22 protein-coding genes are annotated in these 26,898 nt (G+C 68.3%); 14 read left to right on the top strand and 8 right to left on the bottom strand.

Going from position 1 to position 26,898, the window contains the following annotated elements:
* Nucleotides 1-18: 18 nt before the first annotated feature.
* From DK389_RS05865 to DK389_RS05835, 7 genes are all read right to left on the bottom strand, one after another.
* Nucleotides 19-2,271 carry a xanthine dehydrogenase family protein molybdopterin-binding subunit gene (locus tag DK389_RS05865; protein WP_109888054.1) on the bottom strand — a complete coding sequence of 751 codons (2,253 nt, stop codon included), beginning with the start codon at nt 2,269-2,271 and terminating at the stop codon, nt 19-21.
* 14 nt (nt 2,272-2,285) lie between these two features.
* Nucleotides 2,286-2,732, bottom strand: a complete 447-nt coding sequence (locus DK389_RS05860) for a (2Fe-2S)-binding protein (RefSeq protein ID WP_109888052.1) — start codon at nt 2,730-2,732, stop codon at nt 2,286-2,288.
* 105 nt (nt 2,733-2,837) lie between these two features.
* Nucleotides 2,838-3,782, bottom strand: a complete 945-nt coding sequence (locus DK389_RS05855) for a GlxA family transcriptional regulator (RefSeq protein ID WP_109888050.1) — start codon at nt 3,780-3,782, stop codon at nt 2,838-2,840.
* Between the two features lie 282 nt (nt 3,783-4,064).
* A complete protein-coding gene (locus tag DK389_RS05850; RefSeq protein WP_109888048.1) occupies nt 4,065-7,235 on the bottom strand; it encodes an efflux RND transporter permease subunit in 3,171 nt (1,056 codons plus the stop codon).
* A gap of 37 nt (nt 7,236-7,272) precedes the next feature.
* Nucleotides 7,273-8,436: an efflux RND transporter periplasmic adaptor subunit gene (locus tag DK389_RS05845; RefSeq protein WP_236960650.1), complete on the bottom strand. Its 1,164-nt coding sequence runs from the start codon at nt 8,434-8,436 to the stop codon at nt 7,273-7,275.
* A gap of 113 nt (nt 8,437-8,549) precedes the next feature.
* Nucleotides 8,550-8,867: a hypothetical protein gene (locus DK389_RS05840; RefSeq protein ID WP_236960648.1), complete on the bottom strand. Its 318-nt coding sequence runs from the start codon at nt 8,865-8,867 to the stop codon at nt 8,550-8,552.
* A 202-nt stretch (nt 8,868-9,069) separates the two neighbouring features.
* Nucleotides 9,070-10,374 (bottom strand): TAXI family TRAP transporter solute-binding subunit, encoded by a 1,305-nt coding sequence (locus DK389_RS05835; RefSeq protein WP_109888045.1) that lies wholly within the window; start codon nt 10,372-10,374, stop codon nt 9,070-9,072.
* Between the two features lie 466 nt (nt 10,375-10,840).
* Between DK389_RS05835 and DK389_RS05830 the strand changes: the two genes are divergently transcribed.
* The 3 genes from DK389_RS05830 (at nt 10,841) to DK389_RS05820 (ending at nt 12,584) form a co-directional block, all read left to right on the top strand.
* Nucleotides 10,841-11,614: a DUF2092 domain-containing protein gene (locus DK389_RS05830; RefSeq protein WP_162560517.1), complete on the top strand. Its 774-nt coding sequence runs from the start codon at nt 10,841-10,843 to the stop codon at nt 11,612-11,614.
* Nucleotides 11,615-11,731: 117 nt separating this feature from the next.
* A complete protein-coding gene (locus DK389_RS05825) occupies nt 11,732-12,271 on the top strand; it encodes a hypothetical protein (RefSeq protein ID WP_109888041.1) in 540 nt (179 codons plus the stop codon).
* A gap of 82 nt (nt 12,272-12,353) precedes the next feature.
* Entirely contained in the window at nt 12,354-12,584 is a 231-nt protein-coding gene (locus DK389_RS05820) for a hypothetical protein (protein WP_109888040.1), read from the top strand.
* Between the two features lie 65 nt (nt 12,585-12,649).
* On the opposite strand, the gene DK389_RS05815 is transcribed toward DK389_RS05820, so the two are convergent.
* Nucleotides 12,650-12,835 carry a hypothetical protein gene (locus DK389_RS05815; RefSeq protein ID WP_109888038.1) on the bottom strand — a complete coding sequence of 62 codons (186 nt, stop codon included), beginning with the start codon at nt 12,833-12,835 and terminating at the stop codon, nt 12,650-12,652.
* 168 nt (nt 12,836-13,003) lie between these two features.
* Here DK389_RS05815 and DK389_RS05810 point away from each other — a divergent pair, with 168 nt between their 5' ends.
* The 11 genes from DK389_RS05810 to DK389_RS05765 all read left to right on the top strand — a co-directional run bounded on the left by DK389_RS05810 (nt 13,004) and on the right by DK389_RS05765 (nt 26,575).
* Entirely contained in the window at nt 13,004-14,884 is a 1,881-nt protein-coding gene (locus DK389_RS05810) for an MHYT domain-containing protein (RefSeq protein WP_109888036.1), read from the top strand.
* 107 nt (nt 14,885-14,991) lie between these two features.
* On the top strand, nt 14,992-15,153 hold the full coding sequence (locus tag DK389_RS32070) for a hypothetical protein (RefSeq protein ID WP_162560397.1): 162 nt from the start codon (nt 14,992-14,994) through the stop codon (nt 15,151-15,153).
* Between the two features lies 1 nt (nt 15,154).
* Nucleotides 15,155-16,846, top strand: a complete 1,692-nt coding sequence (gene kaiC / locus DK389_RS05805) for a circadian clock protein KaiC (RefSeq protein WP_194075162.1) — start codon at nt 15,155-15,157, stop codon at nt 16,844-16,846.
* The gene (locus DK389_RS05800; RefSeq protein WP_109888034.1) at nt 16,843-17,184 is read left to right on the top strand and encodes a circadian clock KaiB family protein; all 342 of its coding nucleotides are present in this window, start codon (nt 16,843-16,845) and stop codon (nt 17,182-17,184) included. The genes kaiC and DK389_RS05800 overlap by 4 nt, the downstream gene beginning before the upstream one ends.
* On the top strand, nt 17,181-17,510 hold the full coding sequence (locus tag DK389_RS05795; RefSeq protein WP_236960646.1) for a circadian clock KaiB family protein: 330 nt from the start codon (nt 17,181-17,183) through the stop codon (nt 17,508-17,510). The genes DK389_RS05800 and DK389_RS05795 overlap by 4 nt, the downstream gene beginning before the upstream one ends.
* A complete protein-coding gene (locus tag DK389_RS05790) occupies nt 17,500-19,251 on the top strand; it encodes an ATP-binding protein (protein WP_109888032.1) in 1,752 nt (583 codons plus the stop codon). Before DK389_RS05795 ends, DK389_RS05790 begins: the two co-directional genes overlap by 11 nt.
* Nucleotides 19,252-19,535: 284 nt before the next feature.
* Complete coding sequence (locus tag DK389_RS05785) at nt 19,536-21,305, top strand: N-acetylglutaminylglutamine amidotransferase (RefSeq protein ID WP_109888030.1); 1,770 nt, start codon at nt 19,536-19,538, stop codon at nt 21,303-21,305.
* A 145-nt stretch (nt 21,306-21,450) separates the two neighbouring features.
* Nucleotides 21,451-22,290, top strand: coding sequence for a class II glutamine amidotransferase (locus DK389_RS05780; protein ID WP_109888028.1), 840 nt, complete (start codon nt 21,451-21,453; stop codon nt 22,288-22,290).
* 350 nt (nt 22,291-22,640) lie between these two features.
* Complete coding sequence (locus DK389_RS05775; protein WP_109888026.1) at nt 22,641-23,675, top strand: hypothetical protein; 1,035 nt, start codon at nt 22,641-22,643, stop codon at nt 23,673-23,675.
* A gap of 179 nt (nt 23,676-23,854) precedes the next feature.
* Nucleotides 23,855-24,901 (top strand): TAXI family TRAP transporter solute-binding subunit, encoded by a 1,047-nt coding sequence (locus tag DK389_RS05770; protein WP_109896067.1) that lies wholly within the window; start codon nt 23,855-23,857, stop codon nt 24,899-24,901.
* A 378-nt stretch (nt 24,902-25,279) separates the two neighbouring features.
* On the top strand, nt 25,280-26,575 hold the full coding sequence (locus DK389_RS05765) for a CAP domain-containing protein (protein WP_109888024.1): 1,296 nt from the start codon (nt 25,280-25,282) through the stop codon (nt 26,573-26,575).
* Nucleotides 26,576-26,898 lie beyond the last annotated feature (323 nt).

Below are 26,898 nucleotides of genomic sequence, written 5' to 3'. Positions count from 1 at the left end.
GCCCGGCGATCTGTCGCCTCAGGCGGCAGAGAGACGCGCCTTGGCGAGCGGCAGGCTGCGCACGCGCTGCCCGGTGAGCGCGGCGACCGCATTGACGACCGCCGGCGGCACGCCGGGAAGACCGGGCTCGCCAATGCCGCCCATGGGTGCTCCGCTCTCGACGACGGTCACGTGGACGCGCGGCATGCGGGTCCGATCGAGGATCGGGTAGGCGTCGAAGTTGCGCGCTTGGCGCTGCCCACCCTCGTAGACCACCTGTTCGAGGAGGGTTGCCGAGAGGCCGAGAGCCGCAGCGCCCTCGACCTGCCGCTTGACGATCGCCGGGTTCACCACGCTGCCGGGATCGATCGCGATCCAGAGATCGTGCACCCGGGCCTCGCCGTCCTCCAGAGACACTTCCGCGATGGTGGCGGTCTCCGAGCCGAAGGGCGAGGCCATCGAGACGCCTCGCGCCCGCCGCCCTCCGTCCGGCCCCGCGAAGGGGCCTCGCTTCCAGCCGCCCGCGAGATCAGCCGCGGCCTGCAGGAGCGTCCGGTGGCGCGGGCTGTCTTTCAGGAGGGCCATGCGCAGGGCGAACGGGTCCTTGCCCCCGGCCTCGGCGACCTCATCGAGGAAGCTCTCGTAGAAGTAGTCGTTCATCGAGTGGCCGACCGAGCGCCAGAAGGCGATCGTGACCGGCTGGGGCACCTTCACGTAGTCGAGGCGGCGGTTCGGAATCGCGTAGGGCTTCTTGTCGAGGCCCTCCACCACCGAGGAATCGACCGGGCTCTTGAAGATCGCCCCGAACCAGCGGCCGATCGGTCCCTCGCCGATAGCCGTCGTCTGGAGGGCCACCGGCATCCCGTCCCGGTCGAGCGCGGCGCGGAAACGCACGAAGCCGAGCGGTCGCACGGCATCCATGCCGAACTCCTCCTCGCGCGACCAGAGAACACGGACCGGGCGGCCCGAAGCCTTGGCGAGCAGGATCGCCTGCGGGAAGGGGTTCGCGGGCCCGTAGTAGAAGTGGCGTCCGAAGAAACCGCCCAGCATCGGCGAGTGGATGCGCACCTGATCGGAATGCAGGCCGGCGATCTTCGCCGCGACCTGCTGGAACACCTCGGGCATCTGGTTCGGCACCCAGAGATCGAGACTGCCATCGGCCGCGAAGCGCGCCACGGCCGATGGCGGCTCCAGCTGCGCATGTGCGAGGTAGGGCGCGTCGTACTCCCCCTGGATCACGGTCGCGGCGCCGGTGAAGGCCGCCTCCTGGTCACCCTCCTGCTCGGCCACGATGCCCGGCCCCGTGGAGCCCTTCAGCGCGGCGAGCATGGCGGCCGACGAGAAGCGTCCCGATACCGTGTCGACACCGTCCGGCGCCGGTGCGGTCCACTCGACCTTCAGCGCTTCGGCGCCCTTTCGGGCCCGCCACCAGCTGTCGGCCAGCACCGCGACGGCCCCCGGCAGGCGGTGGACCGCACGCACGCCGGGCATCGCGGCGACATCGGCCTCGTTGGCGATGACTTGCGGCTCGGTGCCGAGATGCGGCGCGTGCATCACGGCGGCGTGCAGCATGCCGTCGAGACGGATGTCGATGGCGTAGATTGCGCGTCCCGTGGACTTGTCGCGCGTGTCCAGGCGCGCCACCGGCTTTCCGATGAAGCGGAAATCTTTCGGATCCTTCAGCGGGACGTCATCTCGTGGCGCGAGGGCGAGCGCGGCTGCGGCGAGGTCGCCGTAGTTCAGAGAGCGTCCGGACGCCTTGTGCAGGACGCGGCCGTTCTCGGTCGAGAGTTCGTCTTGCTTGACCTTAAGCTGCGAAGCGGCCGCGCGCAGCAGCATCTCGCGTGCGGTGGCGCCGAGGCGGCGCATCGCGGCGAAGCTGGAGCGGGTCGAGAAGCTGCCGCCGGTCAAGCGCAGGCCGTTGACGACGGCGTAGTCGGGACCCGGCGGGGCGCACTCGACGGTGAATCGGGCCGGATCAAGGTCGAGGTCTTCGCCGACCGTCTGGGCGAGGCCCGTATTGATGCCCTGGCCCCCCTCGACGAAGGGGCTGAGCAACCGGACTGAGCCGTCCGGCCGGATCTCCAGGAAGGCAGCGACCCGGGTGCCGGGCTTCGGCGCGATGGCGCCCGCCCCCTCGGCCGGCGCGCCGGCGCGAGCGGGTCCGACGCGCAGACCTACCCCGAGGAGGAGCGCGCTCGTGCCTGCGCCGAGCAAGGCGCGGCGAGAGAGGTTGCGGATCGGTTCGCCCGCGCGCGGCGCAGCGAGGAGCAAGGGCTTGAGATCGTTCATGGCGCGACCTCCCCTCAGGCCGCCGCGCGGCGCACGGCGGCGCCGATCGCATTGTAGGTTCCGCACCGGCAGAGGTTCGTCATCGCCTGCGCGATGTCGTCATCCGTCGGCCTCGGGTTCTGCCTGAGCAGGCTCGTCGCGGCCATCACCTGACCCGACTGGCAATACCCGCATTGCGGGACATCGAGGCCGACCCAGGCCTCGACGACCTTGCGGCCGACCGCATCCTGCTCGATCGCCTCGATCGTGGTGACGGGCTGGGTGCCGACGCTGTCCAGCGGCATCTGGCAGGAGCGCGTCGCCTGCCCGTCGATCAGAACCGTACAGGCGCCGCACTGACCGATGCCGCACCCGTACTTCGTTCCCGTGAGGCCGAGATCGTCGCGCAGAACGAAAAGAAGCGGCGTGTCAGGCTCAACATCCACGGAATATTCACGGCCGTTGATCGTGAGCTTGATCATGGCTGTCTCCTCCCGTTCAGCACTCGGTGAGTGACTATGCTAATGGCGAACCGGTCAGCACCGAAATGTCATAATCCCACCGTTTCCGGACATTGATCATGGCGTTCACGCCAGGGCCAGGGCGCGGGTCGCGCGCCGGAAGTCCTGTGGATTACGCCCGTAGACCCGAAGGAAAGCGCGCCGCATCCGCTCCCGGTCCGCGAATCCCGTCTCCGCGGCGATCACCTCGAGGGAGTGCCGCCCCTGCGCGAGCATCACCCGCGCCGCGTCGGCGCGCAGACGCTCGATCGCCTTCGCGGGGGGCAGGCCGAGTTCCGCATGGAAGGCGCGGCTGAACTGCCGCGGCGAGAGCCGGGCGATTTCCGCGAGCTGAGTGATGCTGAGCATCTCTCGCAAGTTGAGACGTGCGAAGTCGAGCGCCCTCTGGATGCGATCGGATTTCGGCTCGAGATCGATGAGGCGGGACGCCTGAGGCTGCGCCCCCAGGCGGCGCCGGTCGAGAAGCATTCGGCGTGCGACCTCTCGTGCCGTCGCCTGCCCGAGATCGGCCTCGACGAGGGCGAGCGCCATGTCGATCGAGGCGGTCATCCCGGCCGATGTCCAGACCTCGCCGTCGTTGACGAAGATCCGATCGGTCTCGACACGCAGGTCGGGAAAGCGTGCCTCCAGATCCGCCACGTTGAGCCAATGCGTCGTTACGCGCCGCTCGGCGAGGAGGCCCGCCTCGGCCAGGACGAAGACCCCGGTGCAGAACGATGCAACGCGCCGTGCGCTTCCGGCGGAGCGACGCACGAAATCGAGGAGTTGCGCCGAACCCGCGCTCTTGCCGGTGAAGGCACCCAAGATGAACGTGTCGAAGACTGCCGCATCCAACGCTTCGGTGCTGACGCCGAAGCCCGCGTTGGTGGGCACCATCCCCCCGCGCTCCGAGACGAGCCGGATCTCGTAGGCCCTGCCGCCGGACACGCTGTTCGCGGCCTGGAAGACCGAGAGAGCGGCGAGTGACATGAGCTTGAGTTCGGGAATGGCCAGCACGCCTATCGTGAGCATCGGCTTCGACCTACCTCTCCACGTTCCCGGCACAACACGCGAAGGTTGTACCGCCCGGGCGCCGCTGGGAAGTTCGGATGCATCCGCCCAATCCTGCGTGCGGGTTCGATCCAACTAGATGCATATGCATTTAATCGTTGCCATGTGGCCTCGGCCGAGGCGGGGAATCAAGTGCTCCGCCGCACGCTGGGGACTCGCTCGAAAGCGAGTCGTCAGGTTGCCGGGATCGACGCGTCGCTCTGGCCAGCTTCGGGGCACGACACAGCATGCAGATGACGGAACTCAGGCGTGATCCGCCGCAGAGCCTGCATCCGCCTCGGCCGAGGGCTTCCGCCGCCGGCGCCACTCTACGATGCGCTGCAGGACCACGTAGAGCGACGGCACGAACAGTATCGCGAGGCAGGTGGACGCGAGCATGCCGCTGAAGACCGCGATGCCGATCGATTTGCGGGCCGAGGCTCCGGCTCCGCTCGCCGTGACGAGCGGCAACACGCCGAGAATGAAGGCGAAGGAGGTCATCAGGATCGGGCGGAACCGCAGCCGCGCGGCCTCGATCGCGGCCTCGACGATCTCCATGCCCTCGGCCCGCTTCTCGCGAGCGTATTCGACGATCAGGATCGCGTTCTTGCTCGCCAGCGCGATCAGCAGGACGAGACCGATCTGCGTGTACAGGTTGTTCGCCGCGCCGAGGGCCCCGAGCGCGCCCACCGTCCCGAGGAGCGCCAGAGGCACCGCCAGCAGGACCGCCAGGGGCAGGATCCAGCTCTCGTACTGGCCTGCCAGCACGAAGTAGACGAGGACGAGCGCGAGGGCGAACACCACGTAGATCTGCGTGCCGACCGCCTTTTCCTGGTAGGACATCGCGGTCCAGTCGTAGCTCGCGCCGCGCGGCAGCACGCTTCCAGCGATCTGCTCCATCAGCCCCAGCGCCTCCCCGGAGCTGTAGCCCTGGGCGGGGCCACCGACGATCGTGGCAGTCGGGTAGAGGTTATAGAGGCTGATCAGCGACGGACCCTGCACCGTCTTCACCGTGACGAGGGTGCCGAGCGGCACCATCGTGCCGTTGCCAGCCTTGACGTAGAGGTTCGCGATATCCTCGGGCCTCAGCCGGTAGTCCGGGGCCGCCTGCACGTAGACCTGGAAGGTGCGGCCGAACTTGTTGAACTGTGTGACGTAGGACGAACCGACATAGCTCGACAGGGTGGAGAACACCTGGCCCACGGTCACGCCGAGCGCCTCCGCCTTGATCCGGTCCACGACAACGGAGAGTTGCGGGACGCCGGCGCGGAAGGAGGTGTTGAGCCGCTGCAGGGCGGATTGCGAAGACCCGTTCGAGACGATGGTCCGCGCGAGGCTCTCGAGCAGAGCGTAATCGAAGTTCCCGTCACGCAGTTCGATCTGCATCGTGAAGCCGCTCGCATTGCCGATGCCTTGGATCGGCGGCGGCACCAGCACGAAGGTCGTCGCGCCCTCGATCTCGTCGAGACCGCGGGTCAGCCGTCCGTAGAGGCTGCGCAGGTCCTGCCCGGCCGACTTCGCGCGCTCATCCCAATCCTTCAACACCACGTAGGCGACGCCGGCATTGGGCAGGCTCGCGTTCGAATCGAGCACGGACACGCCGCTGATCGTGAGCACCTGATCGACGCCGGGTACCTCCTTCGCGATCGCGGTGATGCGCTGCATCACCGCGTCGGTGCGCTGCTTTGAGGCGCCGTCCGGAAGTTGGGCCCCGACCAGGACGTAACCTTGGTCCTCGACGGGCAGAAAGGCGGTCGGCAGGCGGGTCAGACCCCAGGCGGCCGCACCCGTCAGGAGAAGCGCGATCAGCACCATGGCGGGGCTGTGCCGCACCATGCGGGCGATCAGCCGGGCATAGGCGCCCTCGGCGAGGTCGTAGACGCGGTTGAAGGCGCGATAGAAGGCGTTGCGGCGCTCCGGCGGCACGGGCTTGCGCAGCCACAGCGCGCATTGCGTCGGCTTGAGCGTGAGCGCGTTGATGGCACTGATCAGGGCGGTGGCCGCGATCACCAGGGCGAACTGCTTGTAGAGCTGCCCTGTGAGCCCCGGCAGGAATGCCGCCGGGATGAAGACCGACATCAGGACGAGGGTGATGCCGATGATCGGACCGAACAGTTCGTCCATGGCGGCCTCGGCGGCGGCCCGCGGCGTCAACCCCCGCTCGATGTGCCGGACGACGCCTTCGACGATGACGATCGCGTCGTCGACCACGATGCCGATGGCGAGCACGATGGCGAACAAGGTCGACAGATTGACCGTGAAGCCGAGGGCGGCCATCGCCGCGAAAGCGCCGATGATCGTAACCGGCACGGTCGTCGCGGGGACGAGCATCGCCCGCCAATCCTGCACGAAGACCATGATGACGATCAGGACCAGGATTCCGGCCTCGAACAGGGTGAGATAGACCTCGCGGATCGAGGCCTCGACGAAGCCCGTCGTGTCGAAGGGGATCGTGTAGACGAGGCCCGGAGGAAAGCTCTTCGCGAGCCCATCCATGCGGGCGCGGACTTCGCCCGCCACCGTGATCGCGTTGGCCTCGGGTAGCTGATAGATGCCGATCCCGGCCGCCGGTTGGCCGTTCAGCGTGAAGGATTGGCTGTAGGTCTGCGCGCCGAGCTCGACCCGGCCGACGTCGCGCAGCCGCGTGATGCGCCCGCCATCCTGCGCATCGGCCTTGAGGATGATGTTCTCGAAGTCGGGCGCGTTGTCGAGCCGGCCGTGAACGTTGAGCGTGTACTGGAAGTCCTGGCCCTTCGGCGCCGGCGGCATTCCCACCGCGCCGGCCGTCACCTCCTGGCTCTGCTGCTGGACGATGCTGATCACGGTGTCGGGCGTGAGGCCGCGGGACTGCACGAGATCGGGATCGAGCCAGATCCGCATGGCGTACTGGCCAGCGCCGAACACCGTCACGGTTCCGACACCGGGCAGGCGTGCCAACTCGCTCTGCAGGTTGATAACGCCGTAATTGGCCAGGAACAGGCTGTCGTAGCGCCCGTCCGGCGAGGAGAGCGTCACGAATTGCAGGATCGCCGTGGACTTCTTCTGCGTCGTGACGCCCTGCACCTGCACGGCCTGCGGCAGCGAGGACATCGCGATCGCGACGCGGTTCTGAACCAGCACCTGCGCCTGATCGGCATTAGTGCCGATCGCGAATGTGACGGTGAGCGTGTATGTGCCGTCGCTCGCGCTGGTCGACTGCATGTAGAGCATGCCCTGCACGCCGTTGACCTGCTGCTCGATCGGAAGGGCCACGGTGTCGACGACCGTGCGGGCGCTCGCCCCGGGATAGCGCGTCGTGACCTGGACGGTGGGCGGGACGACGTTCGGGTATTGCGCCACCGGCAGGTTCCAAAGGGAGACCGCGCCGATCAGGACCATCACGAGGGCGAGCACGTTCGACAGGACGGGCCGCTCGATGAAGAAGCGCGAGATCATTGCGGCCCTGTCGGTTCGTGGTGGCTCTCCGAACGCGTCAGCGCCGCGTATCGGCGGCGGCAGGGGGCGTCGCCTCGGCCGTCGCCTCCTGCATCACCTTCTGCGGCACGACCTTAGAGCCCGGCACGGCACGCTGGAGGCCGTCGGTGATGACCCACTCGCCCGAGGCGAGGCCTGCCTCGATCACCCGATAGCGGCCCTCTCTCTGGCCCGGCGTGACGAGGCGCTGGGCGACGACATCGTCTGGCCCGACCACCAAGAGGTAGCTGCCCTGTTGGTTCGTGCCGATCGCGTCGTCGCGCACGAGAAGCGCCTTCTCCGGCCGCTGGATCGGCACGCGCACGCGCACGAACAGGCCGGGCATGAGGGCGTGCTGCCCGTTCTCGAACAGCCCGCGGGCGAGCAGCGTCCCGGTCGACGGATCGACCTGGGGCGCCACGTAGTCGAGGTGCCCCGCATGCGGGTAACCGGTCTCGTCCTGCAGACCGATCTCGACCGGGATCTTCGAGACGTCGCCGAGCGTGCGTCCCTGTCTGGCAAGGTTCTGCTTGACCAGAAGGACCTGCTGCTCGCTGACGTTGAAGTAGACGTAGAGGGGATCGACTCGCACGATGGTGGCGAGTTTTGTCGGGCCGCCGACCCCGACGAGGCCGCCGACATCCACGAGATGGTTCGTCACGATGCCGTCGAACGGCGCCAGGACCTGGGTGTACCCGAGATTGATCTTGGCGAGGTCGAGATTCGCCTGCGCCTCTATGACGGAGGCGGTCGCTTGGTCGAGCTTGGTCTTGGTGTCCTCGACATGGGCCTGCGAGGCGAATTCCTGCTTTCCGAGAGTCGCCTGACGCTGGTACTCGGATTGCGCGTTCGTGCGGGCCGCCTCCTGGGACGCGAGGCTCCCCTGCGCCTGCTTGAGCTGGGCCTCGTAAGTGTCGCGCTGGATGCCGAACAGCGGCGTGCCCTTCGCGACGCGCGCTCCGTCCTTGTAGGTGATCGTCTCCAGAAAGCCCTGCACGCGAGCTTCGAGGTCCACTGAGGCGAAGGCCTGCGTGTTGCCGGTCATCTCGAGGTAGCGCGTCACCGGCCGCTCGATCGGCTGGGACACCGAGACGGTGGGTGGCGGTGGCGCGACGTACTGGTTCTTCTCGTTGCAGCCGGCGAGGAGCACGAGAAGTCCGGCCGCGACGAACCGGGAAGCCACATTCGAAACCGGACCACGGCTGCGCTGATCCGGGACGGACGAGCGGGACCACGATGCGTTCGGCATGAGAGGGTCTGCCCAGAAAAGGGGTGCGATGCGAGCGCCGGGCCCGTTCAGTTGGGCCCGCCTGCCTTGGCCTCCCGGCCGAGCGTCAGGCATTCGAGGAGGTCGACGTAGCTCGGCATTCCGTTCAGCTGCGCCTCCGCCGTGCAGCGCTGGCGCTCGGTAGCGGAGAAGCTGGCCCATTGCTTGGTGACCTCGGTCCGGGCAGTGGCCTCGTCGTCGATGCACCGGGCCTCCCTTTTCGGGTCGAGCGTCATCAGCGAGGTGGCAGCATGGCAGCTCGGCCGAATGTCGAAATTCGGCACGTGGTCCGTGACGGTGACGGCAAGGGTGGCCCCGAACAGGGCAACAGCGGTGACGGGCATCATGTACGTGCGCTCCTGTACGGACAACAACACAAACGACCCGGTGCGCAAGAGTACAAATACAGTCAAATCAAGTCCTGTGACGATGACATCTTTGCGGAACCCGATCAATGCCGCGCGGCGAGGTCGGCGAAAACTTCCTCCATCGTGAGTCTTGGTCCTGCGGTTTGCGCGGGTTCTGAGGGAAACGCGCGCACCGGCGCCGCTAGACGTCGGGCGCCGCCGCTGGCTTGCCGGTGGCACCCTGTCGACCGGCGATCACGTGGCGCGCATGCGCGGTGGCCGCTGCGATGACGGCCCATTGGTCCGGACCGGTATGCCCTTCGGCCTGCCGCGTGAGGGCGGCCGCGACGAGACCGTGCAAGTCCTGGTCTAGGGCGGCGAGGCTCGTCGGATCGGCGTCCCGTGCGCGCTCCGCGATCTCGACGAGACGTAACAGAAGCTTGCGATCCCGCGTCGATTGCCGCCGCCGCCTGCGGTCGGCGAGGATGGCGAGGGCGGAGCCCGTGAGGCTGACGAGGATGCCGATGACGTAGACGTAGCTCTCCGAGGTGTCGAAGAAGCTCTGATCGCCGTTGCTCAGGTAGGCGATGACGCCGGGATGGATCGGGAGGGACGGGTTCTTGTCGTCGGTGTCAGGCGCCTCGATCTGGCTCGCCAGGGGCGTCGCCGCGAGCAGCATCGGCTTCATCGTGAAGACGGAGCGGGCGATCGCCGCAGCGAGGATGTCGAGCATGGTCCGGGAAGCCACCAGCCGGTAGGTCACCGCGACGCTTGTCACCGACTCGCCCGGGACCTCGGGCCGGCCTCGGAAGGCCCCTGCCGGCACATCGATCGATTCATATCCCGGTAGACGCTTGCCGATCGCCTCGGCCTCGTCGATCGCCATGAGCTTCGGCGTGCCCTTCTCGGCCCTCGCGAGCGCGCCGACGGCGTCGACGACCATACCTGGGCCGATCGGCCCAACGGCCAGGATCGCGGCGGCCCGCCGCTCCTGCACGGCACGCCCGATCTCGTCGGCGGCCAGGAAGATCCGCTCGACCTTCGCAGCCGGCACGTCGAAATAGCCGAGCAGCCGGTCCAGGATGCGTCCGTCCTCCGCAGGGGCCGCCCCGGCGGGCAACGCCACAATGTGCCCGGAGAGACGCGCGATCCCATCAATGGGACTGCGCGGCGGGAGCACGAAGGCGACGACGTCGCGGCGGAGGATCGCTATGGTCTGGGCGTTGCGCGGCGGGGCCAGGTCGCTTCGGATCACGGCGAGATCGACGCGGCCCTCCTCGAGATCACGCCCCGACGCTTCCAGACTGTCGGTTTCAACGAGCACCAACCGCACACGCGGATGCACCTTGGCGTTCGCTGCGGCGAGTGCCGCGATCAAGCGATACATCGGGGTGCCGGATGGGCCTGCCGCGATCCGCAAGTCGGCGTGCGGCATCCCCAGATACGCGCTGGCGACCACGCAGCCCGCCAGCGCGAAGAGCCCTGCGAGCACGCGGACGACCGACATCCGACCCTCCCGATCGGCGCCCCGACAACATGCCTATCGCCGGTGGGCACAGAGGCGATGTACGTACAAGCCCTGACGTTCAGCCCAGAAATAGCCCGAACCGAAACAGTCCTAAGATGTCATCAACGCATTCGGGCGGCAATTTCGGTACGGTACTATCACATGGACTGAACATATCGGCAGGCATAAGGTGCCGCCATCCTGTGAAAGCTTTCCTCCAGATAGGAGGGGCGCCTGAATGTCCACGGCCGAGCCTACGGTCGTGCGTCCTGCGCCGAAGTTTTGCAGGAACGTTTCCACCCGCGCCCTGCCAAGGGCGTGCGCATGCACCAGCATACCTCGCGGCGCTCGCCCGAGGTCAGGATCCGGTCGGCAGAGCGGCGGATCGAATGCCGCTGCCCTTCGCCGACCCGCAGCAGAGGCCCGCGCGAGCCAGCCCCGGTGCCCGCGGGACAGGGAGGAGACCATGGCACGGCCCCGCGACGCGATCGGGCTGCTGGCGGCCCTCGTCCTGTGCATGACCGCGCCGGAGCGGGCTGCCGCGCAGCAGCCCGCCGCGGCGCAGCCGGCACAAGGCGTCGAGCCGGCGGCCGTGGCGCTACTCAAGGCCGCGGGCGACACGCTCGCCGCGGCGAAGAGCCTGAGATTCACGGCCATCGCCGTGCACGACGTGCCGAATGCCGAGGGTCAATCGATCTTCTACACGGTGCGCAGCCGGGTAGAGTTCCGGCGCCCCGATCGTCTGCGCGTCGTCACAGACGGCGATGGCCCCTCCCGCGAATTCATCGTCGACGGGCGAACGCTGACGTTGTTCCGGCCCGAAGCGGACACCGTCGCCACGGCGCCGGCACCTGCGAGCCTCGACGCCGCCCTGAAGGCGGAGGTCGCCGCGACGGGCGAGAGCCAGGCCTTCGCCGACATGCTGCTGACGAACCCCGCTCAGGCTCTGACGAACGGCCTGACGCGCGCCTTCGTGGTCGGACGCTCGCGGCTCGTCGGCGGTGTCGAGACCGACGTCGTCGCGTTCGCCGATCGCGACGCGCAGGCGCAGGTCTGGATCGGTGTGCAGGACCGCCTGCCTCGCCAGCTCTACGTGACCGAAACGGGCGCGCCGGGCCGCCCACGCAATGCTGTCACCTTCTCCGACTGGATGATCGATCCCCCGATCGAGGATCGGATCTTCTCGACCGCGCATACCGAGGGTGCACGATCCGTGCCCTTCCCGAACCCGGACTTCTGAACTCGCCGCCTCGCCCCTGATGCGGCGGCTCTCTCGGTCCGCCCCTGCGGCGAACACGCAAAGCCGAGATTTGTCATCTCAAACGGAGCCAGCGGATTTTCAACGGAGGAGGCATCGATGAAACGTCTCGTCCTCGCGATCCTGGCCGGCGCAACCCTGGCCGGCCTCGCGACGCCCGCAGAGGCATTCTGGATTGCGCGGGGCTGGCGTGGAGTCGCGGTCGGCGGCATCAGGGCGCCGCTCGTGGCGCGGGAAGCCTTCCTCGCGCGCTGCTTGCGCTGCGTCCCGGCCGCGGCCCTCGCCGGCACCGCGGTCGCGGGGGCGGCCATGGCCGAGACGGCGGGCACGGGCTCGACGGGTTCAGCATCCGGCGCCGCGCCGGGACCGGACGCCGCCGGCGCGCCTTCCAAGGATGCTGGGACGCACGTCGCGCAGGCCGGGAGCGGGGGCGCCGCCCATTGCGCGGCGGGCCTGCCGGCCGATTCGCGGATCATCTACGACGCCTCTGTGCGCAACATGAAGGGCCTCGACACCTTGCGGGACACTGTGGTGGCGCAGACCAAATCGCTGGTCGAGGCCGGCAAGATCAGCGAGGCCGACGCGCGGCCCGCTGCCGAGAAGGCCGGCACCTGCCTGCGGATGCTCGCCACACCCTGACGGTAGCGGTTTGCGGGAAGTGGTTCGAGGTCACGCGACGTCGGGTGGTCTCAGCCGGATTCGTCGAAGATGGAGACGCGTGATGAAGCAGTTCCTCCTCGCTCTCGGCCTCCTGTCGGGCCTGATCGTTTTCCTGCCGACCGAGGCGAACGCCGTCGTCTGCGCGCGGGGCGTCTACCGTGCGGGCTGCGTCGGCCCGAACGCGGCTGTCGGCGTCCGGCGCGGCTATTACGGGCGGCGCGGCGTCGTGGTGCGCCGGGGCGCATATGGGCCGAGGAGCGTGGTGGTCCGGCGCGGCTACCGCCGCTACTAGGGCGCGCGTTCGTGGACCAAGAGCATCTCCGATTGCGCTCAGCCAAAGCGTACTAGCGTGGCGCCCTACCGCTCCTGATAGATGTGAACCCGGAGGATCGGAATCGGGTGGTGATTCACCGCGAGGTGAGACGCCTCGGATTCGATGTCGATCCGCAGGCCGCTCTGCACCGCGTAGGCCATGGCCCGGTTCAGCGCGCTCGCCGCCTCGTGGACGGCGTCGGACAATCGCTTGATCGTCTCCTCGTCCATCGGGCTCTCCTCTCGACTCGACGCATCCTACGGTCTTCGTCGGGCTTTGGGGAAGGCGGGAGCGGCGGGTGCGCTTGCGAACGCCGAGCTCTGCGCCGGGCGATGGTGCTTCTGACGCGGTCAGGCTAGCTTGCGCCTCACCCTTCTGATCGCCACTCCGAACCTCCGATGGTCCATACCGGCTACAACCCGGCCCTCGTTGCCCTGTCCATCGCCATCGCGGTGTTCGCTTCCTACACCGCCCTGGATCTCGGCGCCCGCGTCCGGGACGGGGTGGCAGGCCCGCGCTGGGCGTGGCTCGCGGGGGCGGCCGTCGCGATGGGCGGCGGCATCTGGTCGATGCACTTCGTCGGCATGCTCGCGTTCGAGATGGGTCTTCCGGCCGCCTACGATCTGACGCTGACAATCCTGTCCCTGGTCATCGCGGTCGCAGTGACGGGGGCTGCTTTCGCCTGGGTCAGCCGGCCGCGTGCCAGTTCCGGCACCGTGTTTCCCAGCGGCGCATTGATGGGGCTTGGCGTCGCGGCCATGCACTACACCGGCATGGCCGCGATGCGGATGCCGGGCAACTTCGCCTACGACCCAGCCATCGTCGCCGTATCGATCGGCATCGCCGTCACGGCCGCCACGGCCGCGCTCTGGCTCACCTTCCGCCGGAACAGCGTCTGGCAGAAACTCGCCGCGGCCTGCGTGATGGGCGTGGCGGTGGCCGGGATGCACTATACCGGCATGGCCGCCGCCACGATCACGGCGGCGGATGCGGGGGCGCACGCCGCCCATCCGGCGACGCTCGGGCCTGCCCAGCAGAACCTCGCGCTCGCGGTGGCGGGCGCCACCTTCCTGATCCTGTTCCTGGCCATGATCGCCACGTCGATCGATCAACAGCGCGTCCAAGCCGAACTGCGCATGAGCGAGGAGCGCTTCCGCGCCGCGGTTCAGGCGGTGCGCGGCGTGCTCTGGACCAACGACGCGCAGGGGCGGATGGTCGGCGAGCAACCGGGCTGGGCGGCGATCACGGGGCAGTCGCCCGAGGAGTATCAGGGCCACGGCTGGGCGAACGCCGTACACCCGGACGATGCGCAGCCCACCATCGACGCCTGGAACACGACGGTCGCCGAGCGGCGGACCTTCGTGTTCGAGCACCGGGTCCGCTCGAAGGACGGCAGCTGGCACCACTACGCGATCCGGGGCGTGCCGGTGCTCGATGCCGACGGCGCGATCCGCGAGTGGGTCGGCGTCCACACCGACATCAGCGATCAGCGCGAGGTCGAGGCCGAGCTGCGGGAGTCGAACGAGGAGATCCAGCGCTACGCCTACATCGTCAGCCATGATCTCCGGGCGCCGCTCGTCAACGTCATGGGCTTCACGAGCGAACTTGAGGCCACGCGCGAGGAGATCCGGCGTGCGCTGTCCGGCCATCCCGCAGCCGAGCGGATCGACGAGGACCTCGGAGAGTCCCTCGGCTTCATCAAGGCGGGGGTCGCGCGCATGGACACGCTGATCGCGGCCATTCTGAAGCTGTCGCGGGAGGGGCGGCGCACCTTCGCCGCGGAGCCCCTCGACATGTCGGCGCTCCTGCGCGGCATTCGCGACGCGCATCGTCATCAGGCCGAGATGCAGGGCGCGACCGTCGAGATCGCCCCCGCCCTGCCCGAGATCGTGGCCGACCGGCTCGCGGTCGAGCAGGTGTTCGGCAATCTCGTCGACAACGCCCTGAAATACCTCGACCCGGGACGCCCGGGCCGGATCACCGTGACGGGACGGCGCGTGCCGAGCGGACATATTTGCTTCGAGGTCTCGGATAACGGGCGTGGGATCGCCGAGCACGACCACGGCCGCATCTTCGAGCTGTTCCGTCGGGCGGGGCCGCAGAACCAGCCGGGTGACGGCATCGGCCTCGCGCACGTGAAAGCGCTGGTCCGTGCCCTTGGAGGTCGCATCGAGGTCCGCTCCGAAATCGGCTCGGGAACGACCTTCGCCGTCACGTTGCCCTGCCAGGGGCCCGCGAGCGCGGCCATCCCCGAGCCCGTGCCGCTCGCCGCGGAATGAGCGGTGGTGCCGCCTCCCCGATCGTCCGTTTCCCGCAAGCCTCCGCGTATTGCCGCGGGCGAGGCTTTGCAGTAGGCGGGCAGCCCGTTCCGTTTTCGGAGGCCGCCTTGAGGGACCCCGTCGCCTGTCCGGGTGTGTCCGTGCTGCTGCCCGCACGACGGGGCATCATCGAGCGGCAGGACCGCATCGGCATCGCCGGCCACCCCGCAGCGCTGGCACGCGCCGCGCCGTCCCGGCTCCGGCCGCCCAGGAATCCGGAGACGCGCTGAAGTGGCCCCCGACTTTCCCCAGCCCTTGAGCCTGCCGAAGATCAAGACCGGAATCACGGGCTTCGACGAGATCACCTTCGGCGGATTGCCGGCGGGCCGTCCGACGCTGATCTGCGGGGCGGCCGGCTGCGGCAAGACGCTGTTCGCCACCACCTTCCTCGTCAACGGTGCGACGCAGTTCGACGAGCCCGGCGTGTTCATGAGCTTCGAGGAGCGCGCCGAGGATCTCGCTGCGAACGTCGCCTCCCTCGGCTACGACCTCGACCGCCTCGTGAGCGAGGGAAGGCTCGCCATCGATCACGTGCGCGTGGAGCGCAGCGAGATCGAGGAGACCGGCGAGTACGACCTCGACGGTCTGTTCATCCGGCTCGGCTACGCCGTCGACACGGTCAAGGCGAAGCGCGTGGTACTCGACACGATCGAGACCCTTTTCTCCGGGTTCTCGGATCCCTCGATCCTGCGAGCCGAGCTGCGCCGGCTGTTCGGCTGGATCAAGGACCGAGGGCTCACCGCGATCATCACGGGCGAGCGCGGCGAGGGCCAACTCACCCGTCAAGGACTCGAGGAATACGTCTCGGATTGCGTCGTGCTCCTCGACAACCGGGTCGAGGATCAGATCACGACGCGACGCCTTCGGGTCGTGAAATATCGCGGCTCGGCCCATGGCACCAACGAGTACCCCTTCCTGATCGATGCCGAAGGCATCAGCGTCCTGCCCGTGACCTCGGCCGACCTCGACTACGCGACGCCGGGCGGGATCATCTCCACGGGCATCGCTGGCCTCGACCAGATGCTGGAACCGGGTGGATTCCACCGCGGGTCGAGCATCCTGATCTCGGGCGAGTCCGGCACCGGCAAGACCATGATCAGTGCGAGCATGATCGACGCGGCTTGCCGCCGCGGCGAGCGATGCATGGCCTTCGTCTTCGAGGAGAGCGGCGACCAGATCTGCCGGAACGCGGGCTCGATCGGCCTCGACCTGAAGCAGCACGTCGAGGCCGGCCTTCTGCGCTTCGAGGCTGCGCGGCCGAGCCTGTTCGGGCTCGAGATGCACCTCGCCCGCATGCATCGCGACCTCGATCGTTTCGGCCCGGACCTCGTTGTCGTCGACCCGCTCTCGGCACTGCGGGGACCGGCGAGCGAAATGCAGGCCACGATCCTGCGCATGGTGGACCTGCTCAAGAGCCGCGGTATCACGGCGCTTTTCACGAGCCTGCGGGTCGACGGCGCTCTCGACCTCGCCGACGATTTCGGCGTGTCGTCGCTGATGGATTCCTGGGTGAAGCTCCTCAACGTCGAGGCCAATGGCGAGCGCTCGCGCACGCTCTACGTGATCAAGGCCCGTGGGATGAGCCATTCGCATCAGGTGCGCGAGTTCCTGATGTCGAGCGCGGGCATCGCCCTCGTCGATGCCTATATCGGGCCGGCCGGCGTGCTCACGGGCACCGCACGCTTGGTCCAGGAGGCGGAGGAGAAGGCGCAGGCTCTGCGGCGCCAGCAGGAGAGCGAGCGCCGCCAGCGCGAGGTCGCGCGGCAACGCGTCTCGATCGAGCGCCAGATCGCGGAGCTTCACGCCAGCCTGGAGGCGGCCGAGGAAGAGGAGCGCTTGCTGTTCGGCGAGGTTGAGGCGCGCGAGGCGCAACTGGAAACCGGGCGCCGCGACATCGCGGTACGGCGGAGTGCGGCACGATGAGCGACGCGACACCCGAACCGCCTGAGCCTGTGACCGAGCCGGATCTCGATCCCGGTCTCTATCACCTGCGCCTCTACGTCGCCGGGCAGACCGCCAAGTCGCTCGCCGCGATGGCGAACCTGAAACGCTTCTGCGAGGAGCACCTCGCGGGACGCTACGACATCGAGGTCATCGACCTGATGAAGAACCCCCAGCTCGCCGCCGGCGACCAGATCCTCGCGATCCCGACCCTGGTGCGCCGTCTGCCCTCACCACTGAAGCGAATCATCGGCGACCTCTCGAACACCGAGAAGGTGCTGGTCGGGCTCGATATCCGCCCGAGGGACGACGAGCCTTGAGCGCGAGCGTCACGACCGCGGACGAGGCGGGCCGCCCCGTCCTGCGCCTCTTCATCGCGGGCACCTCGCCGCGCTCCCGCCGCACGATCGAGACCGTGCGGAGGGTCTGCGACGCCCACCTCGCGGACGGCTACGATCTCGAGATCATCGACATTTACCAGCAGCAGGCGCTTGCCGATGCGGACAGCATCCTCGCGGCCCCGACCCTCGTGAAGCTTCAGCCGCCGCCGGTGCGCCGCATCACGGGCGACCTCTCGGACGAGCGGCGCATCCTCCAGGGTCTCGGCCTGCATCCCGCCGAGACGAAGGATCTCGATGACAGCTGACGCCCCGACGACGCACTCCGACCTCACGCCCGCGGCCTATCGCGCCCGCATCAGCGAGCTGGAATCACGCTTGGAGGAGAGCGAGGACACCCTGGCGGCGATCCGTCGGGGCGATTTCGATGCGGTTGTCGTCGAGGGTCCGAACGGCGAGCGGCTCGTCTACACCTTGGAGAACGCCGACCAGCCTTACCGGGTGCTCATCGAGCAGATCCAGGAAGGCGCCTTCACCCTCAGCCCCGAGGCCACACTCCTCTACTGCAACCGGCGCCTCGCGGCGATCCTCGGCGTGCGCCAGGAGAAGCTGATCGGTCGCTCTCTGCGCGACTTCCTCCAGCCGGGACATGAATCCAGCCTTACCGCGCTCCTCGACGGGGCCCTGAGGGCTCCGGTCCGCGGCGAGATCGCGCTGCGCGGCGAGGCCGGCGAGCCGCGCCCTGTCTACCTCTCGATCAACCGGTTGGAGCGGGAGGGCGAGGAGCCACTCCTCTGCGGAGTCCTCACCGATCTCTCCGAGGAGCGCAGCCGCCTGCTCGAACTCGCCGAGGCGAATGCACGCCTGACGGCCGAGATCTCGGAGCGCGAGCGGATCGAGGAGGCGTTCCGACAATCGCAGAAGCTCGAGGCCGTCGGTCAGCTCACCGGCGGCGTCGCCCACGACTTCAACAACCTTCTCACCGTCATCAAGTCGTCGACCGATCTTCTGAAGCGACGCGATCTCGCCGAGGATCGGCGAAGCCGCTACGTGCTGGCGATCTCCGACACCGTCGACCGCGCCGCGAAACTGACGGGACAATTGCTCGCCTTCGCCCGACGCCAAGCCCTCAAGCCCGAGACCTTCGACGCCTGCGCCAGCGTGGCGGCGATCGGCGACATGGTCGGCACGCTGACCGGTGCGCGCGTGCATGTCGTGACGCGGCTTCCGGACCGGACCTGCTGCGTTCATGCCGATCCGAGCCAGTTCGACACCGCGCTCGTTAACATCGCCGTCAACGCCCGCGACGCCATGGACGGCGAGGGCGAGCTGACGATCACGGTCGAAGCGCCGGACGCGATCCCGGCCGCTCGCGGACAGGCGGCCGTACCGGGGCCCTTTGTCGCCGTGTCCGTGAGCGACACCGGCACCGGCATCCCGCCGGCGATCCTCGACCGGATCTTCGAACCCTTCTTCACCACGAAGGGCGTCGGCCAGGGCACCGGGCTCGGGCTCAGCCAGGTCTTCGGCTTCGCCAAGCAATCGGGCGGCGAGGTCCTGGTGCGCAGCGAGCTCGGTCGCGGCACGACCTTCACGCTCTACTTGCCGCGGGCCGAGACGCCGATCGCGGCGCCGAAATCCGGAGACAGCAGCGAGGTGCCTGTCGACGGGCAGGGGACCTGCGTGCTCGTCGTCGAGGACAACCCGGAGGTCGGGCGCTTCGCGACCCAGACCCTGGAGGAACTCGGCTACTCGACCGTTTGGGTCCGCGATGCCGAGGCTGCGCTGGTGGAACTGGAGAGAATTCCCTTCCGGTTCGACGTCGTGTTCTCAGACGTGGTGATGCCTGGCCGCGACGGGGTCGATCTCGCGAACGAGATTCGGCAGCGGCGCCCCGGCATGCCCATCGTCCTGACGAGCGGCTACAGCCACGTTCTGGCGAAGGAGGGCACGCACGGCTTCGAGTTGCTGCACAAGCCCTACTCGGTCGAGCAGCTGTCCCATGTGCTGAGCCGTGTCGTCGCGGCCGGTCGGCGCGGCCGGGCTTAGCGCGAAGCCGCGACCCCCAGTCCCGTCTTGCATAGCTCGGGCAACGGTTGGGCTCAGGCGCTCGCCAATCGCCTTCGAGCCCTGCGTCCCGCTCTCCGCCGACGCAGCCCGGGAAACGGCGTGGCGCGCTGACCTGATCTGCGCCGTGGCTCGGAAATCGCTTCGTTCTCCCCGGCGAGCGAACCGGGCGAAGCGCCGGCGCGTTGCGCCCTGCGCGGAGTACGATGCCGCTCCGCCGCGCCGGGGCTGTCCGGCGTCGACCTGGAGGGGAGGGCGAGCAGCGGATGTGCGGGCTCTGCGGTGAGATCAGCTTCGACGGCCCGGCGGACCCGGCCGCTGTCAAGCGCATGGTGGACACGCTGGCGCCGCGGGGGCCGGACGGCGGCGGCATCCTCGGCCACGACAGGGTCGTGTTCGGCCACAGGCGCCTGAAGATCATCGGCCTCAGCAGCGCCGCGCAGCAGCCGATGCAGGACCCGGAACTCGGACTCTCCCTCGTCTTCAACGGCTGCATCTACAATTACCGCGCCCTGCGCGGGGAGCTCGAGGCCAGGGGCTACCGGTTCTTCTCCATGAGCGACACCGAGGTCGTCCTTAAGGCTTTTCACGCCTGGGGGCCGCGCTGCGTCGAGCGCTTCCTCGGCATGTTCGCCTTCGCGATCCTCGAGCGCGACAGCGGCCGCGTCACCCTCGCCCGCGACCGTCTCGGCATCAAGCCGCTCTACTACAGCGAGGCGAAGGGACGCTTCCGGTTCGCCTCGACGCTGCCGGCGCTGCTCGCGGCCGGCGACGTCGACACCGCGATCGATCCGGCCGCACTCCACCACTACATGAGCTGGCACGCGGGCGTGCCGGCGCCGCTCACGATCATCAGGGGCGTGCGCAAGCTCGCACCCGCGACCCTCCTCACGCTCGAATCCGACGGCTCGCGCAGAGAGGAGACCTACTGGACCCTCACCGTCGGCGCGCGGGACGAGGATCGCGTCATGACCGAGGCCGAGTGGCGCGAGGCCGTGCTCGATGCCCTCGGCACCGCCGTCGAGCGCCGGCAGGTGGCCGACGTGCCGACCGGCGTGCTGCTGTCGGGCGGGCTCGACAGCTCTGTCATCGTGGCGCTTCTGGCGCGACGGGGCCAGTCGGGCCTGAAGACCTTCTCGATCGGCTTCGACGCGGTGAACGGCGTCGAGGGTGACGAGTTCAAGTATTCCGACATCATCGTACGGGAATTCGACACCGAGCACACCAAGCTCGTCATCGACGGCTCGCGCACCCTCGACGCGCTGCCCTCCGCCATCGCGGCGATGGCCGAGCCGCAGATGAGCCACGACGCGGTGGCCTTCTGGCTGCTGTCGCAGGCGGTCGCCAAGCACGTGAAGGTCATCCAGAGCGGCCAGGGCGCGGACGAAGTCTTCGGCGGCTATCACTGGTATCCGAAGCTGATGGGCTCGCGGGATCCGGTCGGCGATTACGCCTGCGCCTATTTCGACCGCGACCACGCGGAGATGCGAGAGGCGCTCGCTCCCGATTTCCTGAACGGCGACTACAGCCGCGAATTCATCGCGCATTTCTTCGCCGGGTCGGCGAGCCGGAGTGCGATCGACAAGACGCTGCAACTCGACCAGCAGATCATGCTGGTCGACGATCCGGTGAAGCGCGTCGACAACATGACGATGGCCCACGGGCTCGAGGCGCGGGTGCCGTTCCTCGATCACGAGCTTGTGGAGCTCGCTGCCCGCATCCCGGCCGATCTGAAGGTGCGGGGCGAGGGCAAGTACATCCTGAAGGAGGCGGCCCGCGCGGTGGTGCCTGAAGCGGTGATCGACCGGCCGAAGGGCTATTTCCCCGTTCCGGCCCTCAAGCACCTGCGCGGGCCCTTCCTCGATTTCGTGCGCGATGTCCTCGATCGGCCTGCGGCCCGAGACCGCGGCCTGTTCAACCGCGCCTACGTCGACCGCCTCCTCGCCGATCCGGACGGGGCGTTGACGCCGAAGGGCAACTCGAAGCTCTGGCAGGTTGCCCTGCTGGAATCCTGGCTGCAGACGCATGGTGTCTGAACCTCCGATTCCGTGGTCGCGCAGAGGCCGCCTCGGGCAGCGGATCGAGGTCAAGCTACGCGGCGACGCGCTCAAGGTGACGTCGTTTCTCCATGATCGTCCGGGATTGGCTGAAGCCGAGGAATCACGCGGGAAGGAACCCATCATGTGCCGCTGGATCGCCTATCGTGGCCGCACGATCGCGCTCGAGCACTACGTGACCGAGCCGGCCCACTCCCTCGTATCGCAGAGCATCCAGGCTCTCGAATCGACCGTGAGCCTCAACGGCGACGGGTTCGGCCTCGGCTGGTACGGCGAGCACCCGGAGCCGGGGCGCTACCGCGAGGTCCAGCCCGCCTGGTCCGACGACAACCTGCGCTACCTGTGCCGGCATCTCCATTCCCACCTGTTCTTCGCGCATGTGCGCGCCGCGACGGGAACGCCGATCACGCGGCCGAACTGCCATCCCTTCGCCTGCGGGCCCTGGCTGTTCATGCACAACGGCTATATCGGCGACTGGGCCCGCCTGCGGCGCCCCATCGAGGCGCTGATCCCGGACGACCTCTACCCGTCCCGCAGCGGCACAACCGATTCCGAGGCCATCTTCCTGGCGATCGCCGGGGCGGGCCTGGTCGGCCAGGGTGAGCGCCGCGACCCGATCACCGCCACCATCGAGACCTTGCGAGTGCTGACCGAGCGCGTTGACGACAATGACGGCGCGCAGCCCTTCCGCTTCACGGCGGCACTGGCCGACGGGCGCGATCTCTACGCGTTTCGCTACGCTGCGAACGACGCGGCGAACAGCCTCTACTACCGCCAGTCCGAGGATGGCGTCGTCATCGCCTCGGAGCCGGTCGACCGCAAGCATGACGAGTGGATCGCGGTTCCCGACCACAGCATTGTGATCGCGCGCAAGGACGAGCCGGTGGAGGTGCGCGCCTTGACTGAATTCGGCCTGCCCCACCGGGCGGGCGCGTCCCGCCTGCCGATCCGCAAGAGCGCCTGAAGCGCGATCCGGCGCCGGGCTCGTCTGCGCAGATCAGGATTTGCCGCGCCTCGCGCCGCTAAACGACGCGCGAGAACGGGGGCGTGCACGGAACCACCCTATAAGGTGGTAGACGTTGCATTTGTTAATGCCCATCCCCTCGAAGTCGGCGCCTCTCGACGACAGTGGATCGATGCTTGGCGAGCACGACACTCCGCAAAGCGGCTCGCGATGCAACGTCGCGACTGAGGAGCGGGACTTCGGCCCGCCGCAATATTTCAAGCCTCGATCTCAACACTGACACGCGCGGCCCTCAGGGCACGCGCTCCGGCGGGCCGCGTCGCGCGAGGCGACGATCGGGAGGGATGCCAATGTCGAGCGCTCCTCGTTCCGGGTACCGCCGCGCCCCCGCCGCCCTCGCTCTGCTCGTCGCCGGCTGGGCCGCCGCGGCATCCGCGGCACCGGCCGCGGACGGGAGCGAGGATGTCCGGCCCGGATCGGCGACGCAGACCCTCGTTCTCTCGCGCGACGTCATCGGGGAGCCCGGCGCACCGATCCCGCTCGCGATCGAGGTGCGGCGCCTGCCCGACCGGTCCAACCCCAGCACCTACCTGCTCGGTCTGCCGAAGGGCGCGCGCCTCGCGGATTCCCTCCACGCCATCACGGCCCAGGAGGAGAAGTCCATCGTCGAGGTCACGGACTGGAACCTACCGGAACTGTCGATCACCCTGCTGCCGCAGCAGATCGGGACTTTCACCCTGGCGGTTGCCGCCCTGTCGCGGGCGGAGAATGGCGAGCCCCTGCGGCTGGCGCGCTCGACCTTCACCCTCAACGTCCAGCCCCGCGAGGCGCCCGTTCCGATCGCGCAGCCGAGCGGCCAAGCGGCCCTTCGGCCGGACGTCGGCGCATCGGCCCCGGTCGTAACGGCGAACCTCAAGGAGACGGCCTCGCAGGTCTATGTTCCTCAACTCCCGGCGATCGCGCCGCTGGAGGCGCGGCTCGCCGAGATGAAGCCGCCCGCACCCGCGACGCATCCGGATACCGCAGGTCCGCCGCCCGTGGGGCCAGCGCCGGGCACCGCCAAGCCTCCCTCTCCCGCCATGCCGCCCACCGCTGCCAAAGCCGCTTCCCCTTCCGAGCCGAGCCCGCAGGCGCTGGTCGAGCGCGCGGAGCGGCTGATCCAGCTCGGCGACATCAGCGGCGCGCGCCTCGTTCTGGAGCGGGCGATGGACCGCGGCGAGCCGCGCGCCGCCTTCCTGCTCGCCCAGACCTGCGACCCGAGGATGCTGCGCGCCTGGAAGGTCCAGGGGCTCCAGGCGGATCCGGAACGGGCCCGCGCCCTCTACGCCCGAGCTGCCCGCGAGGGCCTCGGCGACCCGAAGAGCCTCGCGGAGGCGATGCGCTGAGTCTGAGATCGCAACGGAGCACGCCGATGACGCCGAGGCGCACCACACTGTCCGCCCTCTTCGGGGCCCTCTTCCTCCTCGCCGCGCCGGGCTGCCTCGCCCGGGAAGCCGGCGCGAAGCCGCCTGAGCCGCGCGAGGCCAAGGTGAAGCTGCCCGAGCCGCGCGAGGCCAAGACGGAGATGCGGTCAGAGGTGACCACCGAGGCGATGCTCAGCGAGACCATGAACGCCAACACGGTCTCGGTCATCACCGGCACGCCTGGCGGCACCTACTTCCGCATCGGTGCCGACATCGCCTTCGTGCTCAACGACGGCGACAAGATCCGCGTTCTGCCGATCCTCGGCAAGGGCGCGGGCGAGAACGCCTACGACCTGCGCTTCTTGAAGGGGGTCGATCTCGGCTTCGTGCGGACCGACACCCTTGACCAGCTCCGCCAGGACAAGCGCCTCAGGGACGTCGATCAGCGCATCCACTATATCGCCAAGCTCTTCAACGACGAGCTCCACGTGATCGCCCCGAAGGGCATCGACGACGTGCGCCAGCTGGCCGGCAAGCGCGTGACCTTCGACGTCAAGGGCAGCGGCACAGATTACAGCGGCCGGGCCATGTTCCGCGGGCTCGGGATCGAGGTCGAGGCGCTCAACGTCGACCAGCCGACCGCCCTCGAGATGCTGCGCAAGGGCGAGGTCGAGGCGGTGGTCTCGGTGGCGGCGAAGCCCGTCTCGGTGCTGGCGGGCTTCGAGCCGGGCGACCGATTCCACCTCGTGACGATCCCCTACCTCGACACGCTGAGCGAGGCCTACGTGCCCGCGACGCTGACCGGCGCCGACTACCCGAAGCTAGTCGACGGCGGACGGCCCGTGGAGACGCTGGCGGTCGGAACGATCCTGGGCGTCTACAACCACTCGAAGGGTTCGGAGCGCTACCGGAAACTCGAGCGCTTCGTGGCAGCGTTCTTCGGCCAGTTCGACAAGTTCCTGGCCCCGCAGCGCCACCCGAAATGGCGGGAGGTCAACCTCGCGGCCTCGGTGGTCGGCTGGACGCGGTTCCGCCCGGCCCAGGACTGGCTCGACGCACACCGCGACGAGGGGGCGCCCCAGGCCGAGATCGAGCGTTTCCTGAGCGAGCAGCCGCAGGACGTCGCCGCCGACAAGGAGCAGGTCTACCAAGCCTACCTGAAATGGCGCCGCGCCAGACAGACGAGCCTGGGCATGGCGCGGCGCTGAGGCGGCAGAGGACGCTGCACGGCGCTGATCGAAGGATCCCCCGGCTCTAGGCGCATATTGCCATCGGTCTTTAATCTGCAGGCGAATGGCGCCCTCGCGCGCCCTCGCGTCGCTGGCGCAGCGTCAAGGGGGCGAGTGGCGAAGTGTAGCGAAGATTTCAAGTAAATCCAAATAACAGAGAACACGGTTGCGAATATAATCTCGCAAGACCGTAGTCCTTTTGTTGGAAATCATGCCTTGCATAAATGTATGAGTTTGTACTAATCCGCCCATCTGACTGTCTGCCGCTCAATTGCCAAGCTGATGACACAATATGGCCACGCTGTCTGCGATGTTAACCTTCGTCGCAAACATTTTTAATAAGCGGAGGATAGCTGGGTGGCAGCGAACCCCTTGGTCGAGCCGACGGCAGACGAACAGTACTTGCTTCAGTTGGTGAACAGTGAGCGGGCGAAGACCGGCGCACAGCCGCTCGCCTTCAGCACAGCTCTGGGCGTCGCTGCGGATGGCCATAACACGTCGATGTTCGCGACGAACGAGTTCGCACACGTGGTTTCCAATGAGCCAGACCTGACCGCCCGGGTCCAGGCTGCGGGCTACAATCTCAGTGGCGCTTGGTCAGACGGCGAGAACATCGCCTGGAAGTCTATATCCGGAGCCGCCGGCATCAGCGATGATACGCTCACGCTCCACCAGAATCTCATGAACAGCGAGGGACATCGCGCCAATATCCTCAATGCTGGATTCAGTGAGGCCGGCATCAGTGTTCAGGAGGGACAGTTTCAGGGATGGGATGGTGTTCTGGTCACCGAGGATTTCGGGCATAGCGGATCGAACGTCTATGTGACCGGCGCAGCCTTCTCCGACGCGAACGGCAATGCGTTCTACGATCCTGGGGAGGGGCTTGCAGGCGTCACGGTCACGGCAACGGACGCGGCTGGTCATGTGGCCTCGACGACCACGATGGATGCAGGCGGCTACCAGCTCGCGCTGGCTGCCGGCGAGTATGACGTGACCTTCTCCGGTGCGGGCGCACCTGCGGGCAGTCACCACGTGACGATCGCCGCCCAGAACGTCGCCCTCGACATTGCTGCTCCCGCCTCCGCCAGTGCTGGCCAGGACCCGGCCGCAGACACGGGTGCGTCGACACCAGCGCCCTCTGAACCCGTGCAACCGGCGGACAGCACATCCGTCCCGCCCGCGCCGCCGTCGTCGGCCCAGCCCACCGAGAGCACGGGCACGTCGTCCCCGAGCGCATCCGAGCCGGCACAAGCGGCGGAGAACGGCAGCGCGACTTCCGAAACGCCCCCGCCCGTCGCCCTACCGGAAGGAGGGGCGCAGCCGCCGCTGAACCCGGCCGGGACGGCACCCACGAACCCGACGGATGCGCCTACTGCGACGGCGCCCGAACCGACATCCGAGGCGTCGCGGGGCAATGCCCAGCCCGACATCTCCACCGGGTGGATGGGCAATGATTCATTTCACTTCCAAGGCAGCGGTGGGGGGCGCCACCACCACTGGCACGCCTCCGGCCATGACGGGAAAGATGCGGATACGGCCCGGACGAGCGCCTTCGACTCGTCGGGAGCCAGCGAAGACGTCGGGCATTCGGGCCATCACACCGGACATCACGACTTTCTGCAGTTTGCGCATCACTCGGATTGGCATTGTTGAGCGCGGGGCGCCGATGAAGTTCGAGGCTGGCTGCGCCCTCGAGCGCTTGCGGTCTCGATCACATGGGCGAGGGCGCCCGAGGATCGCCGCGTAAGGCGATCGAATGGGGGAGGCGGGTGCAGGAGCGCCTGCCTTTTCTGGCCACGGAACATCAAGGGCGCGAGCAACCGCCGCAGCACCCTCCTGCGCGAGGACAATCGCCGGCGGCCAATCCTCGACCGATGCCTGCGGGCAGCACGGACGCTGTCATCGACATCACGTCAACCCGAGCCCTGCGCGTTGCTGGCAGGGCGACCTGCAGTGCTGCCGCGCCAATGCTATGC

Origin of the sequence: Methylobacterium durans, from assembly GCF_003173715.1 — a bacterium.
GTDB classification, from domain to species: Bacteria; Pseudomonadota; Alphaproteobacteria; order Rhizobiales; family Beijerinckiaceae; genus Methylobacterium; species Methylobacterium durans.
Note: the sequence above shows the minus strand (reverse complement) of the source record. Positions and strands in the feature narration are given on the sequence as shown.

Bases quoted from the DNA above. Each gene is read 5' to 3' on its own strand.
- DK389_RS05865 (WP_109888054.1), bottom strand. From the start codon at position 2,271: ATGAACGATCTCAAGCCCTTGCTCCTCGCTGCGCCGCGCGCGGGCGAA.
- DK389_RS05860 (WP_109888052.1), bottom strand. From the start codon at position 2,732: ATGATCAAGCTCACGATCAACGGCCGTGAATATTCCGTGGATGTTGAG.
- DK389_RS05855 (WP_109888050.1), bottom strand. From the start codon at position 3,782: ATGCTCACGATAGGCGTGCTGGCCATTCCCGAACTCAAGCTCATGTCA.
- DK389_RS05850 (WP_109888048.1), bottom strand. From the start codon at position 7,235: ATGATCTCGCGCTTCTTCATCGAGCGGCCCGTCCTGTCGAACGTGCTC.
- DK389_RS05840 (WP_236960648.1), bottom strand. From the start codon at position 8,867: ATGATGCCCGTCACCGCTGTTGCCCTGTTCGGGGCCACCCTTGCCGTC.
- DK389_RS05835 (WP_109888045.1), bottom strand. From the start codon at position 10,374: ATGTCGGTCGTCCGCGTGCTCGCAGGGCTCTTCGCGCTGGCGGGCTGC.
- DK389_RS05830 (WP_162560517.1), top strand. From the start codon at position 10,841: ATGGCACGGCCCCGCGACGCGATCGGGCTGCTGGCGGCCCTCGTCCTG.
- DK389_RS05825 (WP_109888041.1), top strand. From the start codon at position 11,732: ATGAAACGTCTCGTCCTCGCGATCCTGGCCGGCGCAACCCTGGCCGGC.
- DK389_RS05820 (WP_109888040.1), top strand. From the start codon at position 12,354: ATGAAGCAGTTCCTCCTCGCTCTCGGCCTCCTGTCGGGCCTGATCGTT.
- DK389_RS05815 (WP_109888038.1), bottom strand. From the start codon at position 12,835: ATGGACGAGGAGACGATCAAGCGATTGTCCGACGCCGTCCACGAGGCG.
- DK389_RS05810 (WP_109888036.1), top strand. From the start codon at position 13,004: ATGGTCCATACCGGCTACAACCCGGCCCTCGTTGCCCTGTCCATCGCC.
- DK389_RS05800 (WP_109888034.1), top strand. From the start codon at position 16,843: ATGAGCGACGCGACACCCGAACCGCCTGAGCCTGTGACCGAGCCGGAT.
- DK389_RS05790 (WP_109888032.1), top strand. From the start codon at position 17,500: ATGACAGCTGACGCCCCGACGACGCACTCCGACCTCACGCCCGCGGCC.
- DK389_RS05785 (WP_109888030.1), top strand. From the start codon at position 19,536: ATGTGCGGGCTCTGCGGTGAGATCAGCTTCGACGGCCCGGCGGACCCG.
- DK389_RS05780 (WP_109888028.1), top strand. From the start codon at position 21,451: ATGTGCCGCTGGATCGCCTATCGTGGCCGCACGATCGCGCTCGAGCAC.
- DK389_RS05775 (WP_109888026.1), top strand. From the start codon at position 22,641: ATGTCGAGCGCTCCTCGTTCCGGGTACCGCCGCGCCCCCGCCGCCCTC.
- DK389_RS05770 (WP_109896067.1), top strand. From the start codon at position 23,855: ATGCGGTCAGAGGTGACCACCGAGGCGATGCTCAGCGAGACCATGAAC.